This is a genomic window from Veillonella sp. 3627 (assembly GCF_003992195.1).
Taxonomy (GTDB): domain Bacteria; phylum Bacillota; class Negativicutes; order Veillonellales; family Veillonellaceae; genus F0422.
Genome location: NZ_RQVG01000009.1, coordinates 85,601 through 108,252, shown reverse-complemented (window position 1 = coordinate 108,252; position 22,652 = coordinate 85,601). Strand labels below are relative to the sequence as shown.

The 22,652-nt window shown below is 40.1% G+C and carries 17 protein-coding genes; 1 reads left to right on the top strand and 16 read right to left on the bottom strand.

The window, feature by feature from the left end:
- Positions 1-801: 801 nt before the first annotated feature.
- Entirely contained in the window at positions 802-1,542 is a 741-nt protein-coding gene (locus tag EO114_RS06000) for an NADPH-dependent oxidoreductase (protein ID WP_127062080.1), read from the bottom strand.
- Positions 1,543-1,682: 140 nt separating this feature from the next.
- On the opposite strand from EO114_RS06000, the gene EO114_RS05995 reads away from it, so the two are divergent.
- Entirely contained in the window at positions 1,683-2,414 is a 732-nt protein-coding gene (locus EO114_RS05995; protein WP_062401447.1) for an SIMPL domain-containing protein, read from the top strand.
- A gap of 195 nt (positions 2,415-2,609) precedes the next feature.
- On the opposite strand, the gene EO114_RS07865 is transcribed toward EO114_RS05995, so the two are convergent.
- The 15 genes from EO114_RS07865 to serS form a co-directional block, all read right to left on the bottom strand.
- Entirely contained in the window at positions 2,610-2,768 is a 159-nt protein-coding gene (locus EO114_RS07865; protein WP_009353813.1) for a hypothetical protein, read from the bottom strand.
- A gap of 196 nt (positions 2,769-2,964) precedes the next feature.
- Positions 2,965-4,875: a threonine--tRNA ligase gene (gene thrS / locus EO114_RS05990; RefSeq protein ID WP_127062078.1), complete on the bottom strand. Its 1,911-nt coding sequence runs from the start codon at positions 4,873-4,875 to the stop codon at positions 2,965-2,967.
- Positions 4,876-5,340: 465 nt separating this feature from the next.
- On the bottom strand, positions 5,341-5,976 hold the full coding sequence (locus EO114_RS05985; RefSeq protein ID WP_009353815.1) for a sigma-70 family RNA polymerase sigma factor: 636 nt from the start codon (positions 5,974-5,976) through the stop codon (positions 5,341-5,343).
- 13 nt (positions 5,977-5,989) lie between these two features.
- Entirely contained in the window at positions 5,990-10,264 is a 4,275-nt protein-coding gene (locus EO114_RS05980) for a translocation/assembly module TamB domain-containing protein (RefSeq protein ID WP_127062076.1), read from the bottom strand.
- A 25-nt stretch (positions 10,265-10,289) separates the two neighbouring features.
- Complete coding sequence (locus tag EO114_RS05975) at positions 10,290-11,705, bottom strand: TolC family protein (protein ID WP_127062074.1); 1,416 nt, start codon at positions 11,703-11,705, stop codon at positions 10,290-10,292.
- 9 nt (positions 11,706-11,714) lie between these two features.
- Entirely contained in the window at positions 11,715-13,019 is a 1,305-nt protein-coding gene (locus tag EO114_RS05970) for an MlaD family protein (protein WP_127062072.1), read from the bottom strand.
- A complete protein-coding gene (locus tag EO114_RS05965; RefSeq protein ID WP_009353808.1) occupies positions 13,016-13,780 on the bottom strand; it encodes an ABC transporter ATP-binding protein in 765 nt (254 codons plus the stop codon). The genes EO114_RS05970 and EO114_RS05965 overlap by 4 nt, the downstream gene beginning before the upstream one ends.
- Before the next feature lie 8 nt (positions 13,781-13,788).
- Complete coding sequence (locus EO114_RS05960) at positions 13,789-14,550, bottom strand: ABC transporter permease (protein WP_009353821.1); 762 nt, start codon at positions 14,548-14,550, stop codon at positions 13,789-13,791.
- A gap of 132 nt (positions 14,551-14,682) precedes the next feature.
- Positions 14,683-16,572 (bottom strand): SpoIVB peptidase S55 domain-containing protein, encoded by a 1,890-nt coding sequence (locus EO114_RS05955; RefSeq protein WP_127062070.1) that lies wholly within the window; start codon positions 16,570-16,572, stop codon positions 14,683-14,685.
- A 32-nt stretch (positions 16,573-16,604) separates the two neighbouring features.
- A complete protein-coding gene (locus tag EO114_RS05950; RefSeq protein WP_009353801.1) occupies positions 16,605-16,895 on the bottom strand; it encodes a biotin/lipoyl-containing protein in 291 nt (96 codons plus the stop codon).
- Positions 16,896-17,054: 159 nt separating this feature from the next.
- Positions 17,055-18,227 (bottom strand): rod shape-determining protein, encoded by a 1,173-nt coding sequence (locus EO114_RS05945; RefSeq protein WP_127010157.1) that lies wholly within the window; start codon positions 18,225-18,227, stop codon positions 17,055-17,057.
- Positions 18,199-19,455 (bottom strand): UDP-N-acetylglucosamine 1-carboxyvinyltransferase, encoded by a 1,257-nt coding sequence (gene murA, locus EO114_RS05940; protein ID WP_062401434.1) that lies wholly within the window; start codon positions 19,453-19,455, stop codon positions 18,199-18,201. The genes EO114_RS05945 and murA overlap by 29 nt, the downstream gene beginning before the upstream one ends.
- 174 nt (positions 19,456-19,629) lie before the next feature.
- Positions 19,630-20,592 (bottom strand): class II fructose-bisphosphatase, encoded by a 963-nt coding sequence (gene glpX, locus EO114_RS05935; protein WP_062401433.1) that lies wholly within the window; start codon positions 20,590-20,592, stop codon positions 19,630-19,632.
- A 23-nt stretch (positions 20,593-20,615) separates the two neighbouring features.
- Positions 20,616-21,260, bottom strand: a complete 645-nt coding sequence (fsa, locus tag EO114_RS05930; RefSeq protein ID WP_009353803.1) for a fructose-6-phosphate aldolase — start codon at positions 21,258-21,260, stop codon at positions 20,616-20,618.
- Positions 21,261-21,273: 13 nt separating this feature from the next.
- Positions 21,274-22,551, bottom strand: coding sequence for a serine--tRNA ligase (gene serS / locus EO114_RS05925; RefSeq protein ID WP_009353820.1), 1,278 nt, complete (start codon positions 22,549-22,551; stop codon positions 21,274-21,276).
- Positions 22,552-22,652 lie beyond the last annotated feature (101 nt).

Below are 22,652 nucleotides of genomic sequence, written 5' to 3'. Positions count from 1 at the left end.
ACAACACTGTGTTGTGGCGACTAGATTATAATAACAGATTCACAATATCGTGTCAACAGTTATTTTTAATCTTTTTTAATTTTCTTAGTTACTTAGTTGTAAGAAAATTAAAAGTGCTTGTGTCTCAAGCACTAAAAGTATTATATGCTATTTACCAATAATTTGCAACCCTACTTTTTAGTATTTTTCATATATGTTTTCTATAGAATTCACCCTATATAATCTAGCCTACTTAAAACAACTAAATTAAGTATACCTAAGCTAAAGGTACACCTTTTGCTTATAATTATAATCGGATTTATAACACCATGTGCCAGCAATACTTATGTTTCTTCTGAGTAACGTAGTTATACATAGAATAGTTTGTGGAGTTCCTTACTACTTAAATTCCTCAAACATCATAAGAGCACAGCCCCCCACCCTAGAATGCCGTCATGCGTAGAACGCCTTGTGGCAGCGTTATTAAATTATTCATGCAAATGTATGAAGAGCACGGTAAACCTCCGAACAACCACTCACAAACCTTTCCTAGAGGAATGCAGTTATGTGTAGTAGCTTTGTGGCGTTTTTACTATCTAAATTACACAAACACAAGAAGAGCACGGTGTGCTCCGAATAAACATTATGAAATACCGTTTGTGAGGAGTATACCGTGCTCTTCAATTTATCTTATTAAGTTTAATTAGCCACAGGCTACATAGCGTTACAAATGACGATACATTATGAAATACCGTTTCTGAGAAGGTGTATTGCGGTCTTTTCTTTCATTACATCGCAAAAACGCCACAAGGCAGAATAGCATTACAAGTGAAACCCTTGAGTTTTTGCAATTTCCACCAAGGCACTGCGCTTCTCATCCTTCATTTGTAATCGCCCCACTACTTGGTCTGTAAATTTAGGCAAGGGATAATTAGGACTACGAAGATCATAGTATTGATTCATTTCTTCATCATAATCTTCTAATAGCTCATGATAATTATCAAACGTACTATATTCATCATCAAATACATTTGCTTCTCTTGGCATGCGTGGTTTCAATGCTGGCTTTTGGTCTGCCATACCCAGTCCAAGTCCTACTACAGGGAATGTTAATTCAGGTAGGTTCAAAATTTCAATCATTTTTTCTGCATCGTTTAAGATACTTCCCAAATATACTGTACCATACCCTGCCAGTTCTGCAGCAGTCACCATATTTTGTGCCGCTAAACAGGCATCTGTCCACCCTTGGAAGAATCGATCTGCATCATTTGCTGTATCAAGATCTAGTCCTTTTTCTTTCATAATTTGTGCATTTCGATATGCATCTACTACAAATACAAATAGCTCAGGCATATCTTTTACATACTCTTGTTTGCATACCGCTGCAATGGCTTCTTTAATTTCTGGTTTTACAATACGTATGATACTGAATGTTTGCATTCCCATGCTTGTGGCAGTCCGTTTCGCTACATCTAACAAAATACTCAAATGTTGTGGAGACACTCGCATTGGTTTATATTGTCGAATACTTTTATGATCTAACATAATATCAATAGGGTTCATAGTTTTACTCCTAACCTTCATCATACTTTCACATAGTTTATGTAGTATAATAACAAATACTAGATGTACTGTATATATACCATTGTAGGGTACTTATTTTTTCTTTGTCAACAGGTACATCATATAGAAAGGACGATTTTATGAAACATTCATTGCTTTTGAAAGCTTTCACTATCGGCGCACTGATGACATCTGCCACAGTGGGCACTATGGCTGCAGATATGACTGCAAATATGTCCCCTGGAGAAATATCCGTCACAGGCCAAGCTGTTCGCCAAGTGGCACCATCCTATGCATTACTTAACCTTGGGGTATCTAGCAAAAATACGTCTGTTCAATCTGCAAAATCTCAAAATGATGCGATTATGTCTAAACTTATCTCATCCCTACAACATTTAGGTGTATCTAGAAATAATATTCAAACATCTAACATTACTATCAACCCTAATTACGATTACATTGATGGGAACTCAAAATTAAATGGCTATAATGTAAATAACACTGTTGTTGTAAGGGTGTATGACACATCCTCTATTGGAAAAGCCATCGACGCAGCTATTGCTAGTGGCGCTTCTGATATTAATTCCCTTACCTTCCAAACCGATGTATCCCAGGAGATAGAAGATCAATTATCTACATCTGCCATTAGTGATGCACGCCACCAAGCGGAAGTGATTGCAAAATCTCTTGGTCGCGAACTAGGTCCTGTTAAATCCGCAAGCTTAGGAACTACACGCACACAGACTATGGAGGTAAACCCTAGATATGCTATGCTTGCAGTAAAATCTATGGATTTATCTAGCTCTACACCTATAGAGAAGGGAGATATGTCCGCCAACAAAACAGCAAATGTAGTATTCTATCTGCAATAGAATCTATATCTCTTGATACAACTATCTGATTGCCAAAATATATGCATTCACATACACATCTAATGATGCATGTTATACATATTACTTACTATATAAATATCACCCCTACGAGAAACGTCATCCTGTGTATGGCGTTTCTTCATTTTTCTAAAAAAAGCCGTAGCGAACACAATCCTCAGTCGCTACGGCTTTTTCTTATTTTTTCTTAGGCACAACTTTAAAGCTATCATGCATTTGCTTTTTCATATCATCTGATAATGGACACGGCCATTCATTGATATCATTATGCTTCTTTAATTTTTTTAAATCCTCAGGACTTAATTTTTGCTTTTCTGCATCGTCAAATGTAATCATGATTCCATCACCTCTACTCGGAATACTAGAAAAGGAAAGACCAATTTCTTTCTAATTGTATTATATGATGAAAAGCACCTTCTTGTGAAGATGCTTTTCATATGTATACACAATACTTATATCATCAAAAATCCACTAGGATCCATGTATCAGATTCACGCAAAGTGCCTCCATACTATCCTGTTTATTTTAGTGATTATGCACGATCTTTAATTTCTTGTTGGATATTTGCCAAGAATTCTTCCCAAGGAATCGCCCCTTGTTCACCAACACCACGTTTACGAACAGCTACTTTTCCTTCTTCCACTTCTTTGTCACCTACCACAAGCATGTAGGATACTTTTTCCATTTGTGCTTGACGGATTTTGTAACCGATCTTTTCGCTGCGATCATCTAGTTCCACACGCACATAGGCATCTTTAAATGCTTTGCGTAATTTTTCAGCATATTCGACATGTTTTTCACTGATTGGAAGGATTTTCACTTGTACTGGTGCCATCCAAGTTGGGAACGCCCCTGCAAAGTGTTCAATCAAGATACCAATGAAACGTTCCATAGAACCAAAGCATGCACGGTGAATCATGATTGGACGATGTTTTTGACCATCTTCTGCGATATATTCCAAGTTAAAACGTTCTGGCAAGTTCATATCCAATTGGATAGTACCACATTGCCATGTACGGCCGATAGAATCGCGAATATGGAAATCTAGTTTAGGGCCATAGAACGCACCATCACCTTCGTTGATACGATATGGAATACCTTTTGCTTCAATCGCTTCACGCAATGCTTCTGTTGCTAATTCCCAGATTGCATCGTCGCCAATAGCGCCTTCTGGTTTTGTACTTAACTCTACATGATAGGACAAGCCAAATTGAGAGTAGATACGACCGAATAAGTCGATAACGCTCATTAACTCTTCTTTAATTTGAGATGGAGTCATGAATACATGGGCATCATCTTGTGTAAAGCTACGTACACGGAATAAACCATGTAAAGCACCGCTCAATTCGTGACGATGTACTAAACCAAGTTCTGCCATACGAATCGGCAAATCACGATAGGAATGCATATCGTTTGCATACACCAAGATACCGCCTGGGCAGTTCATTGGTTTTATGGCATATTCTGCTCCGTCGATTTGTGTTGTGTACATATTTTCACGGTAATGAAACCAGTGACCAGATGTTTCCCACAAATGTTGGCTTAAGATGATTGGAGTACGAACCTCTTCATAATCATAGTCATGATGTACTTCACGCCAGAAATCTTCTAAGGCATTTCGTACTGCCATACCTTTTGGCAAGAAGAATGGGAATCCTGGTCCTTCTTCTTTGATAACGAATAAGCCAAGCTCTTTGCCTAATTTACGATGATCACGACGAGCTGCTTCTTCTAATAAGTGTAAGTATTCCTCTAGTTCTTCTTTCTTTTCAAAAGCAGTACCATAAATACGTTGCAACATTTTATTTTTTTCATCGCCACGCCAGTATGCACCTGCAATACTTTGTAATTTGAAAGCCTTTACTTTACCAGTGCTTGCTAAGTGTGGACCTGCGCAAAGGTCAGTGAACTCACCTTGTTTGTACGCAGAAATCACTGCATCAGCAGGCAAATCATTGATTAACTCTACTTTATAATTTTCATGTTTAGCTGCGAAGAAATCCAATGCTTCTTGGCGTTCCATCAATACTTTTTCGATAGGTAAGTTTTCTTTTACAATACGGCTCATTTCCGCTTCGATTTTCGGTAAATCTTCTGGCACTAATTTATGTTCCATATCGATGTCATAGTAGAAACCGTTCTCGATAGCTGGTCCAATGGCCAATTGCGCATCAGGCCACAAACGTTTTACTGCTTGCGCCATCACATGAGATGCAGTATGACGGAATGCATGTTTACCACCATCTTCTGCAAATGTTAAAAAGCTTACCTTAGAACCTTCCACCAATACTTCACGAAGGTCTGTTAATTCTCCATTTACATCAGCGGCTAGTACTTTTTTGGCTAAGCTGTTTGATAGTTGTTTTACTGCTTCACCCAATGTAGTTCCAGCTGCAAAAGCTTTAGAACTTCCATCAGGTAAAATGATATTTACTTCACTCATAGGTTACCTCCCTAGGTCTAATACTACTATGCCATTGGGGATGGCAATACTTTTTACCAACAAAAAAAGACCTTCTCCCACACAAGGGACGAAGATCTTCGCGGTTCCACCCTAGTTAGTCCCTATTGATAGGACTCACTCTTACGGACGATAACGGGTCCACACGGATTTGATTACAAGCTAAGCCTTCACCAAACCAGTTTGAAGGTGGTAACGTCTAAGTCTACACTAGATACTCACAGCCAAGGTATCTTTCTCTGAAAGTATAGATGATTAGGGTCATGTCCTTCGCATCACTGTTCTATATGTATAATACAAATATAGTAACTCCAAACTATATATCTGTCAAGCGATTTTTTTCGATGTAATTAATTCCCTATAAAAAAGTACTACTCTCTGCACCCTGTCCGAGAACTGGCCATTGAGTAGTACTATGTATATGCTCTTAAGACTTGAACAATAGAATCAACTTTTATCCCATGTCTCTTTAGCCGTTTCTAACAAACCTTTGAGCCGGGCTAATCCTTTTCTTCGCAATCGATGAATATAACTATGACTGCACTCCATTGTGTCTGCAATAGATGCTACACTGTGATCTTTGTAATACACTTCTTCCACTACATGTTGCTCCGCTAAAGGCAACTGTTTCATGGCAGAGGTTACCATATCCCCATACATGCGTTCCTCGCAAACAATTTCTGTAGAAGGTCCCTCTGCAGGCAGTTGTTCCCACCAAGTTTCTCCATCTTCTGATTCAGTTTGTAACACAATGCCTTCCTTACCTTCTTTGCGAAGATAGTCTAATATGCGTCCACGAATACGATGCACTGCATAGAGGGAAAAAGCTACTCCTTTTTGGGAGTCATAGCGCTCTACTGCCTCAATTAGGCCAATCGTGCCCTCTTGAATGCAATCCATCATATCTATCTTAGAGGATTGATATACATTGGCTTCTTTCAATACTAATGGTTGGTAATGCTCTATGATCGTCATGCGAGCCTGCATATCTTCATGTTCTTCATAGGATTTCCAAAGCTGTTGTTCTTCTTCCCATGACAATAATTCAATTTTATCCACACTGGCAATATAATCATTAAGCATACCTTCACCTCCTTTAGAATCGATAGCGCCACTGCGCCCCTAAATAGCGTTTATTTTCATTATTAAACCACCCTGTAGCACTGACATTACGATTGATATCATACTGAAAACCATATGATACATGATCGTTTTTTAGCCCTCTAGTTAAGGTAACCATCAAATCTGGCACTACATATTTACCTATAGTCACATTAAAGTTATTTTTCTCTTGGAAATCACGAGAGTCTTTTCCATCCAAAGAGCCTGTAGTAATATTCACCAAATCTAAGCCCAATGTATCTTGCAATACATCTTCAATATACCCAAAAGCCAAGGACTGTAAACTAGAGGTAAGCAATGCATTCGCATCATCTGATGTAACACCACTGGCATTACCTACATTACGTCCAAAGGTCAACAAAGAAATAATTTGACGTTCCGATAAATTAGGTTCCGAAGTCAGCTTTAATCTCATCTGTGTAGCAGGTCCTTCTGCTTGCAAGGATACACGATAGTTCTTTACATTCGCCATACTTCGTACATTCAGCTCAGGAATCACACTACCTGTGACAAACTTGGCTTGTCCTTCAGTAATTTTAAAGCGATTTTTCAAATATTTTACATGCCCTTTATTCACAGATAACTTGCCACTTGCCTTTGGTTCTCCTAAGGTACCTTCAAATTTTACCTGCCCTTGTAAGTACATATCATAAAGCAATGGATTATATAATCTCACATTGTTTTTAGCATTGATAGTTACATCTAGTCCCAATGGAATCGATGTCTCTGAACTACTAAAGGATAAAGGTATAGATCCTACCACATCATGAAGGTTGATGACACCTACTAAGGTTGGCAAATCATTTCTATTGATCATATACAATTCGCCTTCCAATGGGCCGGTATAAAATTCATGACCAATTTCTATACCTTTCATTTGTAATGCACCATCATAAGAAGTAATTCGAGAACCTGTCCATCCTATATTTCCAGATACGCCAGCATTACCTTTCCCCATGGTAGTACTTCCTGTAATATCAACATGATTACCACGGAATAATAGCTGTCCCTTTAACTGCGTCAATGGTTTCTTTAAGGATTTGAGCTGCATAGATCCGTTCGCTAATTCTATCGTACCATCAGCTAATACATTCGCAGAGTTTCCTGTTACATGAACAATACCACGAATAGCCCCTTCTCCAGACTGTACCTCTTTAAACATCAATGGAAGTACTGACAAGTTTGCTTCATTCATATCCACATAAACATCAAATTGCTTACTCGCATCATTAGACACATATTCATTGGTTACCAATGCACTTAAAGGTAATTTACCACGCACTTTAATAGAAGAATCCGCTTTCTTAATCATCCCTTGTTGAATCGATACCACTTGGTCTTCCATATTGCCTAAGATGCTTAACTGATCCAAGCTGATACCATTGATGACAGCTTGTTCTATTTCACTAGAAAACTCTACCTTTGGAGATTTCGTAGGGCCCTGTACATTAATAATAAAGTTCCAGTTCCCTTGTCCATTGATATCTGATGTGACTAAGGGCAAGATAGTTCCCACAGGCACTTTTGATGCTACTAACTGAATATCTGTAACCCCATCTAAATCAGCTTTACCTTTACCAGCAATAAGCCCTTCTTTAATAGGTAAATTAAACGTACGGATATCAATGGTACGTCCACCATATCCCACATCCAGTGTAGCAGTTCCCACTACTTCATCACGAATAGTTGTATTTTCGAGAGATCCTTTTACATCTAACCTTGGGCTGTCACTAGTACCACCTAAATCAATGGTCGCCTGCAACTTGCCATTTACATCTGGTACATTTGCATTACTTAATGCTAATAACTGTTGCAATTCTCCATCTCGTACACGAACATAACCAAATAAGCGTTTCGATTCATCCAGTTGAACTCCACCTTTTACTTCATATTGACTAGTGCCGCTGCCTGTGAAAGTCAACTCTTGCAGATGTACCACTTTCGGCGTAATGTACACAGCACCCGTAATATCATGCAATGTAGTATCCTTCACCTGCATAACATCTGACTGTACCACGCCCTCAAAGATAGGTACATCCACAGTTCCACCTAGATGTCCTTCTGCGCCTACATAGCCAACCATGTTGAGACCCGCATCCCGAATAAAGGGTTTAATCGGCACCGCATCACCTACAAAATTAATATCTAACTGTTTGTTTTGTATATCCCCATCTACCACAATAGAGGAACCATAGGTAGTAATGTCCAACCTTGGTAAATGTAAGTGCCCATCCTTATATGCATAATATCCTTCAATAGATTCAAACAGTTTTCCATATATAGAGCCATCCCAGGCTTTCACATATCCATTTACTTTAGGACGCTGTAAGGTACCTTCTATATGTACATCTGTGTGAATCCATCCCGTCATAGGAATATCTGTAAAGTTTGGCAATATGTCTTCAATACGTACATCCTTCGCAGAGCCTTTGATATCCACATCTTGGTCTCCATCTAAATTGATAGTTCCTCGCACATCATAGATACTTTTTTTATATTCTAAATCACCGTCAAGGATATGCAGTTTTTTATCCTCTATATTTGCTTTCACAAACATACGGTCAAACTGTGTTACACCATAAGAAAGTGTATCTCCCGCAATGGTAACAGTCCCTGTAGGGTTCTCTAGGGATCCCTGCAAGTTTGCTTCCATGGATACAGTGCCTCCCAAAGGTTTAGGTGACCATCCATTAAATTGTTCTAGTCCGATATGAGTACCGTATAGGCTAAGTCCAAACGTTCCATTTCCTAAGCGACCACTACCGGTGAATGTCCCCCTACTCCAGTTACCATTCATATAAGGTACTACTAGTTGTGTACCATCCCAAGATACACTAGCATCCAAAGTATCCACTAAGATAGATTGATACCTAATTTGACGTCCCCTTACAGAGCCCACTACATTTGAAATAGCACCTCCCTGTCCTTCCACAGTCAAATCACCGCTGACAGATCCCTGCACAGAGGATTGTCCTCCCAGAGGCAGGCCATATAAAGACACATTTTGTAAGTTTAGCTGTGCCAAGAAATCTTTTGTATCTATATGATACAAGCCAGTACCATTCACGGTTCCACCTTGCATATTCAGTTCCGCATCCCTCACATGGATGACTTGGTCACCATAGGAAAGGTGCCCTTTTCCACGGTTTACTGTCATCCCTTCATAGGTGATATCTCGCACCTCTACATCTGCACTGGCTTTTACATTAGATACGGGACCCGTTACCAGTGCATCTGCTGTAATATATCCTGTCATTGGCAGTTGAGAGGCAAGATTACATTCTTTCAATCCTACTGACAATTGCAAGGTAGGGTCTTCATCAAAAATATGATGTATGGTACCATTCACACGGAGATACTCGTCATTCACATTCGTTTCTATTCCGTCTAAGAATAGAACATCTCCATGGATTTGAAGGCTTCCCTTCCCAGATGTCAATCGATGATCTTGGATGGTCGTCCCTACGTTTTGGAAGGAAAGTCCTCCTTCACCATACCAGAAGCCACCACGTTGTGTTACTGTCAACGCAACATCTGTCAGATCACCCGTCATAGAGCTTACTGCACTTGGCAGAGAAATGCGACTTACTATAGGAGCTATATCTAAATGTGGGGTTTCCACATAAAATGATCGATCACCGCTGCCATCCAGCGCCCATTGTATCTTGGAGTGAATTTGATCCTTTCCAATATGAGCATCAACGACTCCCTCCAGCATATGACCACCATCACCCAAGACAGTACCATTCACATCTGATAGCAATAAAGGCGTTGCCTGTGGCAAGAATAGTGAAATCGATCCATTTTCTACACGTAGCAATCCACTAAATTGACTAGGTTCTTCTGAGTCCCGTTCTTTTACCAACTGCAGTATATTCCATTGTCCAGTTTCATCTTGTACTACATTCACATGAGGTGAGGAGACAGTAATCGTTCCCACCAAAGCATCTGGTGATATCTGTCCAAAAGGATATTGCAATACCTTTAACCATTGTATAGACACGGTCAAAGCGTCCGCAGTAAGTACAGATTGCCCCTTAGCATCTTCTACACTGAGATCTTTCATTTGAACAGAACCATCCCAACCAATGTGAAATGATGAATAGGAAACAGTTCCATTCAGTGCTGTATGTAATTGTTCTTGCACATAAGGTCCTACATAAGTTTCACTTAATGGTTGTAAGCCGAATCCAACGCCTGCTACACATCCACTAAGTACAATACCTAGTAGCCAATGTTTCCCCTTCATAATTTACCTCATATTACTAAGATGACTATCCCTGATTCACGATATTTACCCCAGTACCCACAGCAGAGTCAACCGGAATACCCATCGCTTTTTCTAAAGTAGCAATACTTAAATTGTAGTTATATAGTGCATCTACATAATTATTACGTGCCGTTGCTAACGAAGTTTCTGCGTCTAATACATCCACATTTGTACCCACTCCAGAACGATATCGTAGTGTCTTAATACGGAAATCTTCCTGTCCTGCTTCTACTGCTGCATGAGTGCTTTGAATTTTTTGCTCTGCCGCTTTTAAATTTAAGTATCCTTCTTGGATTTGCAGTTGTACAGTTTCAATAGTTTGAGCATAGGCTTCTTTTGCTTTTTCTACCTTAGCTTTTGCTGCTGTCACATTCGCTTTTGATTGTCCACCATCCCATACATTCCAAGATAATGTGGCCCCTACAGACCAACTTTTGTTATCATTTCCAGCCCATTGAGATCCGCTCATACTGCGGTTAGCATTAGCGCTCACTACTGGAATATCTGATGCATCCGTACGGCTTACATTTTCTTCGGCAGACTTCACAGCCATCGCTGCTTGTACAATCGCTCCACGATGTGCTACACCATACGATTTTGCCGCTTCCAATGAAATGCCATATGGTACATAAGTTAACTCTTTATCTGCCGTTACCACTGGTGTCGACACTGGTAATCCTACATGGTTATTAAACTTTGCCTCTGCTAAATTAGCAGCATTTTTCGCTTCTACTAAAGTAGTTTTTGCATTGGCTAATCGTGTATTGGTAGCCAATACATCAGATTTAGATACAATACCTACTTGATATTGTAAGTTAGCATTTCTTAAATGTTCTTCATAGTCACGAACTGTTTGTTCCGCTACACTCACTTTATTGCGAGACATAATCAAGGATAAGTAATTCGTTGCAGCCGTTAATTTTGCTGTTTGTGCTGCTTCTGTTAAGGCAGCACCGCTACCATCACGGCTATATTTAGCCGCTTCAATTTGCGCATCTAAGACACGATTAAACAGAGATACTTCTACTTTTAATTTGTGCAAAAAAGTGTTAGAACTTGTATTTACACCATTTGCTTCCTTACCCGTATGCTCTGCATTATACAAATAGGATAGGGATGGATTTCTACCGCTAGTCGCAACTCCTACTTGTGCTACTGCCGCTTCATAATCCCATTGAGATTGATGTAAGGTTCTATTATTTTGCAATGCCAATGCAATGGATTGTGGCAATGTAACTGACACAGATTGACTGTTTGTCTGTACTTGGTTTTTATATGCCTTCGTCATCATTGCCGCTTGCGCCGTTGCTTTTTGTTGAAAATCTACTAATTTTACTGTATCTGTTTGCGGTGCCGCTGCCCCTACTGTACATGCATAGGCAGCTAACATCGCTGCTACTGTCATTATTTTTGTATTCATTGGGTCCTCCTAAAATGTTTTTCTTAGCCCAAAATAATTCACACGGTTATGATCATGACCATACCAAGTCCATTGACCTACCGCATAGGTATCTTTCCATAATTGAACATCTGAACGAATCCGATAGGAACCATGGCGGATATCGAATAGAGCTCCAGATAGTGAAAGTGGTTTTCCAAACCCCACATCGGCTCCTACACCTAGTTTTCCATCAAATAAACCACCTCGTAGGTATACTTGATCTAGCACTCGTTTTCCATAGGTAAGGTCCACATTCGAACCATTACCTATACTGGAAATCCCTAAGGTATAGATAGAATCCTTCGTCATAAGGCGCACATCTGCATCGGTACGAACTTTTTTATCCTCTGGATTATACAATACCTCTGCTCCTATTTGCGTCTTAAGATCCGACTTTTTTCCATCCGAACCTGCTTTCACGTCCCCACCGGTAAGACGATTTAGCTTAGTCGTCAATTGTGCTGTATTATGCAAAGTTTCCTTAATATCTGCAGCGCTCTTAGGGTCTGTTACAACCCCTTCCATAGCGCCTGCCATTTTTGAAATACTATCTGTAGTAGTTTTCAAATTATTCACAATTTGACGCATCTCTGTGCCTGCTTGTCCATCTGCATTAAATTGTTTCATATTCGTATCCATTTGATTTGTCAAGGACTCCATATTTCGTGTAATACCTACCATATTCGCTGTTAAAGCTGAAATATTGTCACTATTATTCGCTAACATAGCATTCATTTGAGCCGTCAAATTTGCTGTATTTTGAGCAATTAACTCTGTCGATTGTAAGGCATTGCGTAAAGCGCTTTGTGTTTTTTCATCACCAATGATGCCATTCATGGATTGCAATGTAGTGGTGGCCGCTTCCATCAATTTCGTAGCTTGCGCCATGGTTTTATCGATTTCACTTTTTCCATCCCCTGTAATGAAAGCACCATCATCTAAATACAAAGTACTACGGCCTGGCGTAATTTGGATGAATTTATCCCCTAAAATACCATCACTTTCCATGGTAAAAGCAGAGTCTGTCGGAATTTTTACATCCTTGTCGATGTCCATAGCCACCGTAATCCCTTTGTCAGTGACTTGCATAGATTTGACTTTCCCTACTTTCACCCCTGAAAAGCGCACAGTATTGCCTTCTTTCAACCCCGTTACAGATTGAAAATTCCCAGCAATATGCATAGTAGGAGCTGCAAATATATCAAATCGTCCTAAAAATACAATACACACAGCAAATAGGACTACCCCCACTACGGTAAATAGACCTACCTTCGCCTCTGTTGTCCACTTCATGGTATATCTCCTTCTTCTTGTATCTCTGTTTTCACAGATTTACGACCCTCTATAAATTGTTGTACCTTCGGATTCTTAGAATGTCTAAACTCTTCTGTTGGTGATACTTCAATAAACTTTCCTTTATCTAGTAAGGCAATGCGGTCTGCCACAAAAAAGGCTGAGTTCATATCGTGAGTGACCACGATAGAACTACATTGCAAATGAGATTGCATGCTCCGTATTAAACGACTAATGGTGCCCGATGTAATCGGATCCAATCCTGATGTCGGTTCATCATATAGAATGATTTTAGGATCTAAAGCAATAGCACGAGCCAAGCTAATCCGTTTTTTCATCCCCCCTGATAGTTCACTAGGCATGTACTGTTCAGTCTTTGGCAATCCTACCATACGTAGCTTTCTAGCTACAGTACGTTGAATCTCCTCTTCGCTCATCGTCGTATGTTGGCGTAGTCCAAAGGCTACATTCTCTCCTACACTCATAGAATCAAATAACGCAGAGTATTGAAAGACCATCCCCATAGTTTGTCGCAACCGATCGAATTCATTCTCATCGATTTTCGTAATATCTACATCATCTACTAAAATAGTACCACTGGTAGGCCGTAAAAGACCGATAATCAATTTAAGCAAAGTACTTTTGCCCGCTCCAGAGCCTCCTAAAATAGCTAGAGTTTCTCCATCATGGATAGTTAAATCTACATGGTCTAAAATAATTCTATTCTCATAGGCTAGGACCACGTTTTGTAATTCAATCATAGGTCCTCCTAGAATAATAAGACTGATAAAAAGTAATTTAATATAAAGACTAAAATGATACTGGTTACTACAGAGCTAGTAGTAGCATAGCCAACAGCAGTTGCCCCCATATCTGTGTACATGCCTTTATAAGATCCAACTAGGGCAATAACCGCTCCGAACACACAAGATTTAATGAGTCCGTACGTCAAATCAGATAGGATCGCAAAAATTTGAATGGAGTCTAAATAGGTAGAACCGGCTAGTCCTTTCACTATGGTAGCTACCAAGTATCCCCCACCTGTACCGATAAGAACACCATAAAATGTCAAGATTGGCACCATAATCATACATGCTACAACACGAGGTACTACAAGATACCCAATGGGGTTAACCGCCATGACCTTTAAGGCATCGATTTGCTCTGTTACTTTCATAGTTCCTAACTCTGCCGTAATAGCTGCACCCACACGACCTGCTAATACAACGCCAACTAAAACTGGGCCTAATTCGCGCCCCATAGCAATGGCCATAATACCACCCACAGTTCCCTGTGCACCATAGTGTATCAATACATCTGCCATTTGCAATGTCATCACAGCGCCTGCAAAAAACATAGTTAATGATAAAATCGGCAAGGAATACACCCCTAAGTGTGCCATTTGTTCGATTGTGAGTTTCCAATTTATTTTTGGTAATTGTCCTATGGTTCTCCATAGTAACAACATGGCCTCACCTATCTGGGATAGGAAAAAGATCATTTGCTTACCAATCCATGTTAACCAAATCATAGTTCCTCCTGAGTATTTGTATCAATCTTCAGTATATCACAAAACTCTTTGAATGTGCAGTAGTACCATCGGAGTTTTCAAAATAAAAGCAGGAAATGATGCTATATCACTTCCTGCTCTCTTCGGATAAGACTATTTATTTTTCTTTTGGTCTGACTCTTCTGCTTTTACTTTCTCTTTTAAATTTGAAAGTTTTTCTTTGATCCGCTGTTTACGCAAATGGTCTCGATCTTTTTTATCTACCACTTGTACCGTAAACTGTCCATCACCTAAGACAACATAATCTACTACCACTCGTGATGCTTCATTGTTTTCTTTTTCGTCATCATCAGAGGCTTTCAAACCTTTTTTATGTTTGCCTCCATTTGGCAACTCATCATCGTCCACATCTTCCTCGTCTGCTTCTAGGCGTTGCTTTTTCGCCTTGTCCCCAGACTCTTCCACCATACTGATATCATCGGCTAAAAACTCTGCTACAATTTGGTTATTCTGATCATCTTCACTGAGATCTTTGAAATATTCATCAAAGTTTTTATGCACTTTCAATCGCTCTACAATTTCATCTGTCAAATTATATTTTTGTTTTTCAAACAAGTATGGCAATGGAATCACGCCACCACCACGCACTTCAAGTGTATAGGTTCCTAGCTTTTGATCTTCTGGCACTTTAAAGATAATTTCTCGTTGAATCTTTCCTTCGCGGTAGGCTTGTAAATTGGCAGTAATCACAATGTTGTCCCCAGGAGATACAATGACTTGGTCTGCACTAGCATCGATGATCGTAGCTGTACGTTTTGCTTCTTCCACTTGTACATCTACTTGAATATCACGGATTTCATAGTCTTTGAAAGCATTATTCATTAAACTTTCTACAATATCGAATAATTCATCGATAGATTTTTCAGATACTGAGCTACTGGAGTACACCATATTCCGTCGTTCTAAGGTAGGTAATTTAGGATCTACAGGTGTAATCTTAATATTGATCTTAGCTGTACCACCACCTACACGGTCTAGCGTTTTGTTCAGCAGGCTATATACGGAGGTCGCCACCAAGGTCGGCGTTAGTTTAGAAGATTCCACAACCGTGACCGCCGCATTTCGCTCTACCCCACGATCTAAATCACGAAGTTGCATACGCACAGGAACACCTTTTCCAAATACCCCAACGGTACCAGCAATACCTGCCCCGCGATCTTCTGTGATAACACCTACTTCTCGCCCTAAGGACCCCAATTTAAAACCAGAATCTATACTTTTTACTACTGTAAAAATACTGGAGTTATTCATGAAATAACCTGTAGAGCCACGTTTATCAAATGGGTGTCCAAAGGCAACTACTTTATCCTTATCTACATAGGTAACAGTCCCCACGGCGCCCATCTTCAATTCACCTTTTACCAGTAACGCCGCAATAGAGCCACCAGGCACCATTGGTTTCACAATATCATCCGTGCTGTCACTAGCCGTAGCATATCCTTTATAACCAAAGTCCTTAAATTTTGTTCCCAAATATGCTAAGGATGTTTCATCATAACCATCTGCCATCAATGGTGTGCCCAACGGAATCAATTGTGTATCTTTCCATGGATTCGGTAAATCTTTTTGGTATTTCTCATCCCACAGTTTCACCATTTGATCGATAGGTGTTACCATGCCCAAAGTACCGTCTGTAAATCCCCAGCCATAGGCAACAGCACCTACCAATTTTCCATCAATGTATACGGGGCTACCACTCATACCATGAACAATCCCCCCCGATGCATCAATGATGGGACCTGATACTTTCACTAAAATCAAATCCCCCGATGGGCCACGTTGTTTCATAACGCCTAGGACTTCCACTTTGAAAGAATCAATTTTATCCCCTTGTACTACTGTATCCGCATGACCTACCATGCCACGGTGTAAATCCTCTACTTTCATAAATTCTATTGCATGAGCACTTGTAAAAGTAGCCCCACACAATAAGAGCGCCAGCACACCCTTAGTGTACCGACGCCAAAAACGATGTAATTGCATCTATATCGCCTCTTCTTATTGATTATTAATAATTAGTTATTGATCACTGTTATAATTTGACCTCGTTCCACTGTAGCACCTGGCTCCACAGAGACTGTTTGTACCACACCGTTCACAGTGGCACGGGATGCTACCATAGGTCCCCCTAATGTTTGTACTGTTAGCAATGGGTCCCCTTCTTTGACAGAAGTTCCTACACTAACCACAGATACGACTTCACCAGATAACACAGTTTCATGATTTACTGGTGCAGCCTCTGCCGTAGATGTCACTAAAAATGCTGCTAACAATGCCCCCAAACTATATAGAAAAACTTTTTTCATATATATACACCTCCTACAATTTTCTTCCATGTACAGTATATCATATTTTCAAGAGTCAGAACAATCAATTCCTAGTAAAATAGTCTATCTTTTCATACACTATCTTACTTCCCTTATCATAAACTTTGTATATGAAAAAATCATGAAGTCAAGTACCACTTATCGTAGTTCTTCCAAGGTATCGCGCAATTGATTCAACTCTGATAGCGCTTTTCCTGTGCCCAAGATAACAGAATACCTAGGATGTTCCACTACATAAGCAGGACGACCCGTTTTTTCTGTAATCATTCGGTCTAAACCACGAAGCTGAGAGCCTCCACCAGTCAAAATAATACCATGGTGATTAATTTGCGCCAATAATTCTGGAGGTGTTTTTTCTAAAATACCAATAATCCCTTCAATAATATCTTGCACAGGTCTATCCAAAGCAAACTTCATATCTTTTGAGGTAATTTCCACAGCACGCGGTAATCCTGTCACACTGTGCCGACCTCTAACGATAGCACGTTCCTCTCCAGATCTTGGATCTACGGTACCCACTTCAATTTTTAGATCTTCTGCTGTCAAGGGACCTATAAGAAGCTTTTTCTTCCGCTTCATGTATTGTAGTAACGCTTCATCAAAGGTATCGCTACCGATGCGTAAACTCTCACTGACTACCACGCCAGAATCACAAATGACAGCAATATCTGTGGTACCACCGCCTATATCGACCACCATGGCTCCCACTTGTTCAGCCTTATCTAAGCCAGTTCCAATAGCCGCTGCTAGGGGTTCTTCCATAAGCACTATTTTACGAGCCCCTGCTTGTAAGAGCACTTCTAAAACAGCCCGCTTTTCCACGGGTGTAATACTGGAGGGAACACAAGCAATCATACGGGATCGAATTAGCCCAGATACAGGCATGACACGACGAATAAAGTAACGCAACATATAAGCGGTTGTATCATAATCGGCAATAACGCCCCCTTTTAAGGGCTGAATCACTTCAATGCCCTCTGGCGTCCTACCTAAAATAGCTCGCGCTTCATGACCTACGGCAATCACTTCTCTAGTCTTTGTATCACAAGCCACAAATCCTGGCTCATCTAAAACTATACCTCGGCCTTTGACATACATCACTACATTAGTGGTACCCAAATCGATACCAATATCAGTAGTCCATAAAAGGCTCATTTTTTCAAGAAATGATAGGGAGCGACTTTCTCGCTTAAAGGACGTTTGCTTGGTAGTCGTTCCTATTGGTTTTCTACGTACACGACGTTGTTTCCGTCTATCCTCTCTAGTTTGAGGCTGTTTTGGCTTACTCGTCCACCCGAACAATGTTAGCACCTATTCCTTTTAATTTTGTAACTAAATTATCATAGCCACGATCAATATGAGTCAATTGCCCCACTTTGGTCACCCCAGAAGCAGCTAAGCCTGCGCACACAAGAGCCGCACCACAACGTAAATCAGTCGCTTCTACTTCAGCACCTACCAATTGTTCAACACCGGTTACGATAGCTTTACGATCATCTACCTCAATGGAAGCACCCATTTTTTTCAACTCATCCACATGCATAAAACGATTTTCAAAGACTGTTTCCATCACAGTACTTGTACCTTTGGCAATCGTCGTCATAGCCATAAATTGAGCCTGCATATCTGTAGGGAATCCAGGGTATGGCAAGGTTTTAATAGATGTTGCTTTCAACTGTCCATTACTGATAACACGAATACCATCAATATCTTCTTCTACTGTAACACCAGCTTCTTTTAACTTAGCTACCACAGGCTTTAAATGCTCTGAAAGGGCATTTTCTACATATACGTCGCCACCAGCCATAGCTGCAGCAATTAAATAGGTACCCGCTTCAATGCGGTCTGGAATCACTGTATGCACAGCACCTTTTAATTCTTTGACGCCTTCAATACGAATCACATCCGTACCAGCACCGCGAATATTAGCACCCATACTATTTAAGAATGTAGCTAAATCAACAATTTCTGGTTCTTCTGCAGCATTTTCAATGATTGTTTTGCCTTCTGCAAAGGTTGCTGCCATAATTACATTTTCAGTGGCCCCCACACTTGGGAAGTCTAAATAAATTAAATTACCTTTTAATCCTTCTGGAGCCTTTGCTTCTACAAAACCTTCTCCCATAGTGATAGTCGCACCTAGTGCTTCAAAAGCTTTTAAATGCAAATCGATTGGACGACTACCAATCGCACAACCACCTGGTAAGGCAATACGAGCTTCTCCTTTGCGCGCCAATAAAGGTCCCATCACTAAAAAGGAAGCACGCATACGACGCACTAGATCATAAGGCGCCTCAGTAGCAGAAATTGTAGACGCATCAAAGGTAATATTTTCTCCATCTTTTGTTACTTTCACACCAAGGGATGCAATCACATCACAAATAGTATGAACATCTTCCAAATCTGGAATTTCAAGCAGGGTGCTTGGAGTAGACGCCAATAAAGTCGCTGCAATAATTGGTAGTACCGCATTTTTTGCACTACTTACTCGAATACGACCTTCTAAAGGTGTACCTCCTTGAATAATAAGCTTTTCCAACTGAATTCCTCCTAATCTTATTTATAGTTATCGTTTAACGGTGATACCCTATCACCTTTCAAACATGTTTTGACTGACAAACATTCATACTCTAGTATACTAAATCTTTCCTCTATACGCAAGAAAAAGACCGCCTTTAGACGGTCCTTTCTATAACAGTTATGTGTATTCTATTTATTTTACTTTCATAGATAATTTTTTATCCAATCGATGGATAGTATCTACAAAACGAACGGTTCCCGTTTTATACCGCATCACTACGGAGTGAGTACGAGCACCACCAGGGAAATATTTAATAGAAGATAATACATTGCCTTCTGTAATGGCTGTGGCAGAGAAGATAACATCATCACCACTTACTAAATCATCGATGGTCAATACTTTGTTAAGGTCAGTAATACCCATTTCATGACAACGACGAATTTCTTCATCTGTAGCTGGTTTTAAACGAGCTTGCATGTCCCCACCTGTACATTTTAAAGCAGCCGCTGCCAGTACCCCTTCTGGAGCTCCACCAGTACCTACAACCATGTGAATACCAGAGCCTTCTAAACCACATTCCATAGCTGGGTTTACATCACCGTCTGTAATCAAACGAATACGAGCTCCGACAGCACGACATTCATCCATCAACCCTTGGTGACGTTCACGATCCAACATAACGACTGTTAAATCATCGATAGCACGTTCCATTTTTGCGGCAACACGGCGCAAGTTTTCAGTCATGGATTCATTCAAGTCGATCACACCTTTGGCGCGTGGTCCTACACACAATTTTTCCATATACATATCTGGAGCATGCAATAAACCGCCTTTTGGTGCAATGGCCAATACAGCAATGGCACCATTTTGACCTTTTGCAATTAGATTCGTGCCTTCAATAGGGTCTACGGCGATATCTACTTCTTCTCCGCCTGCCCCAACACGTTCACCAATATATAACATTGGTGCTTCATCAATTTCACCTTCTCCAATCACAACAGTACCAGAAATTGGCACTGTATCGAAGGTTTGTCGCATGCCATCAACAGCTAATTGATCCGCTGCATCTTTGGCTCCACGACCACATAAACGACCACTTTTTAATGCCGCTGCTTCTGTAACACGAACAAACTCTAAGGCTAATGTGCGATCCATTTTGACCCTCCCACTTGTGTCTACTATTTATTGGCTGCTTCCCAGTCCGCTAGAAAACGTGCTAATCCTGCATCTGTTAATGGATGTTTTAAAGATTGTTGTAACACATTAAACGGTACTGTAGCAATATGTGCACCTGCTTTGGCACATTGTGTCATATGCATAGGCGTACGAACGCTAGCCGCAATGATTTCTGTTGAAATATTATGAATCATAAAAATTTCAGCAATATCTTCGATTAATTGGATTCCGTCCATAGAAATATCATCTACTCGACCAACGAAAGGACTTACATACGTAGCACCTGCACGGGCTGCCAATAATGCTTGGTTGGCAGAGAAAATTAAAGTTACATTCGTTTTAATCCCCTCTTTAGAAAGCACAGCTACTGCTTTTAAGCCCTCTGCTGTCATTGGCACTTTAATCACTACATTATCACCCAACTTAATTAATTCATGGGCTTCTTTCACCATTTCTGGTGCTGTTGTAGCAATGACCTCTGCACTCACTGGTCCCTCTACAAGATCAGCAATTTGTTGAATCACTTCGTGTAAGTCACGTTTTTCTTTCACGATTAAAGACGGGTTTGTTGTTACCCCTGCAATAAAGCCCATTTCATAGGCTGCTTTAATATCATCAAAATTAGCTGTATCAATGAAGAATTTCATAGCGGACTCCTTTCTAAGCCTCTGGATGAATATGAGTTAAACCACCCATATATGGTTGAAGCGCTGTTGGAATGCGTACAGAGCCATCTGCTTCTTGATTATTTTCCAAAATCGCAGCCACTGTACGACCTACAGCTAAACCAGATCCATTTAATGTATGTACAAATTCTGGTTTACCTTTTTGTTCACGACGGAATTTAATATTACCACGACGTGCTTGAAAATCCGTCATGTTTGAGCAAGAAGAAATTTCACGATATACCCCTTGGCTTGGCATCCAAACTTCGATATCGTACGTTTTAGCAGAACCAAATCCCATATCACCTGTACATAATGTGATCACACGATGTGGTAATTCTAACACTTGCAAAATACTTTCTGCTTGCGCTGTTAACGTTTCTAATTCTGCAAAAGATTCTTCTGGTTTTGCAAATTTCACTAATTCTACTTTATTAAATTGATGCTGGCGGATTAAGCCACGTGTATCACGGCCAGCAGACCCTGCTTCGGCACGGAAACAAGCTGTAAATGCTGTATAATATTTAGGCAATTCATCAGCTGACAAAATTTCATTGGCATGATAGTTTGTCAATGTAACTTCTGCGGTCGGAATGAGGAAGTAATTTTCCCCTTCCACTTTATACATATCTTCAGCAAATTTTGGCAACTGACCTGTATTCGTCAAAGTTTCACGAGTGACAATGTAAGGCGTCATCATCTCTGTGAAGCCAGCACTACCATGCATATCTAACATAAAGTTAATCAATGCACGTTCTAATCGTGCACCAATCCCTTTGTAAATAGTGAAACGAGCACCACTTTCTTTAGCAGCTCTTTCAAAATCTAAAATTCCTAAGGATTCTCCTAGGTCCCAATGCGCTTTTACGTCAAAGTCAAAAGAGCGAGGCGTACCCCAACGGCGTTGTTCGATATTTTCGTTTTCATCAGCCCCTACTGGTACAGAAGCATCACACATATTAGGTAACATCAAAGCCACTTGTTGTAATTCTGTTTCCACGTCACGCAATTTAGTATCCAATGCACCGATTTCATCACCTACACGTTGCATTTCTGCAATTTTATCATCTGCATTTTCTTTATTGCGTTTTAATTGGCTGATTTCTGCCGTTACTGCATTACGCACTGCTTTCAATTGTTCTACTTCTTGGATGATAGCGCGTCTTTCATCGTAGAACTTCACAAAGCTAGCTAGGTCGCCTGTTGTATGACGACGATCTAAGTTTTCTTGTACCGTTTCAATATTCTCACGGACAAATTTTAAATCCAACATAATCATGACCTCATAGAATTCATTTAAGTACTTAATTAATCTACCTTTAATATTAGCACATTTGCTATTACTTTTCTACCTTAATAGGCATTTACTTGGGC

What these genes read in the sequence shown, in the direction of transcription:
- EO114_RS05970 (WP_127062072.1), bottom strand. Translation starts at nt 13,019, where the DNA reads ATGAAGTGGACAACAGAGGCGAAGGTAGGTCTATTTACCGTAGTGGGG.
- EO114_RS06000 (WP_127062080.1), bottom strand. Translation starts at nt 1,542, where the DNA reads ATGAACCCTATTGATATTATGTTAGATCATAAAAGTATTCGACAATAT.
- EO114_RS05985 (WP_009353815.1), bottom strand. Translation starts at nt 5,976, where the DNA reads ATGCTTAATGATTATATTGCCAGTGTGGATAAAATTGAATTATTGTCA.
- serS (WP_009353820.1), bottom strand. Translation starts at nt 22,551, where the DNA reads ATGTTGGATTTAAAATTTGTCCGTGAGAATATTGAAACGGTACAAGAA.
- EO114_RS05975 (WP_127062074.1), bottom strand. Translation starts at nt 11,705, where the DNA reads ATGAATACAAAAATAATGACAGTAGCAGCGATGTTAGCTGCCTATGCA.
- EO114_RS05950 (WP_009353801.1), bottom strand. Translation starts at nt 16,895, where the DNA reads ATGAAAAAAGTTTTTCTATATAGTTTGGGGGCATTGTTAGCAGCATTT.
- fsa (WP_009353803.1), bottom strand. Translation starts at nt 21,260, where the DNA reads ATGAAATTCTTCATTGATACAGCTAATTTTGATGATATTAAAGCAGCC.
- EO114_RS05965 (WP_009353808.1), bottom strand. Translation starts at nt 13,780, where the DNA reads ATGATTGAATTACAAAACGTGGTCCTAGCCTATGAGAATAGAATTATT.
- EO114_RS05960 (WP_009353821.1), bottom strand. Translation starts at nt 14,550, where the DNA reads ATGATTTGGTTAACATGGATTGGTAAGCAAATGATCTTTTTCCTATCC.
- EO114_RS05995 (WP_062401447.1), top strand. Translation starts at nt 1,683, where the DNA reads ATGAAACATTCATTGCTTTTGAAAGCTTTCACTATCGGCGCACTGATG.
- EO114_RS05980 (WP_127062076.1), bottom strand. Translation starts at nt 10,264, where the DNA reads ATGAAGGGGAAACATTGGCTACTAGGTATTGTACTTAGTGGATGTGTA.
- glpX (WP_062401433.1), bottom strand. Translation starts at nt 20,592, where the DNA reads ATGGATCGCACATTAGCCTTAGAGTTTGTTCGTGTTACAGAAGCAGCG.
- thrS (WP_127062078.1), bottom strand. Translation starts at nt 4,875, where the DNA reads ATGAGTGAAGTAAATATCATTTTACCTGATGGAAGTTCTAAAGCTTTT.
- EO114_RS05955 (WP_127062070.1), bottom strand. Translation starts at nt 16,572, where the DNA reads ATGCAATTACATCGTTTTTGGCGTCGGTACACTAAGGGTGTGCTGGCG.
- EO114_RS07865 (WP_009353813.1), bottom strand. Translation starts at nt 2,768, where the DNA reads ATGATTACATTTGACGATGCAGAAAAGCAAAAATTAAGTCCTGAGGAT.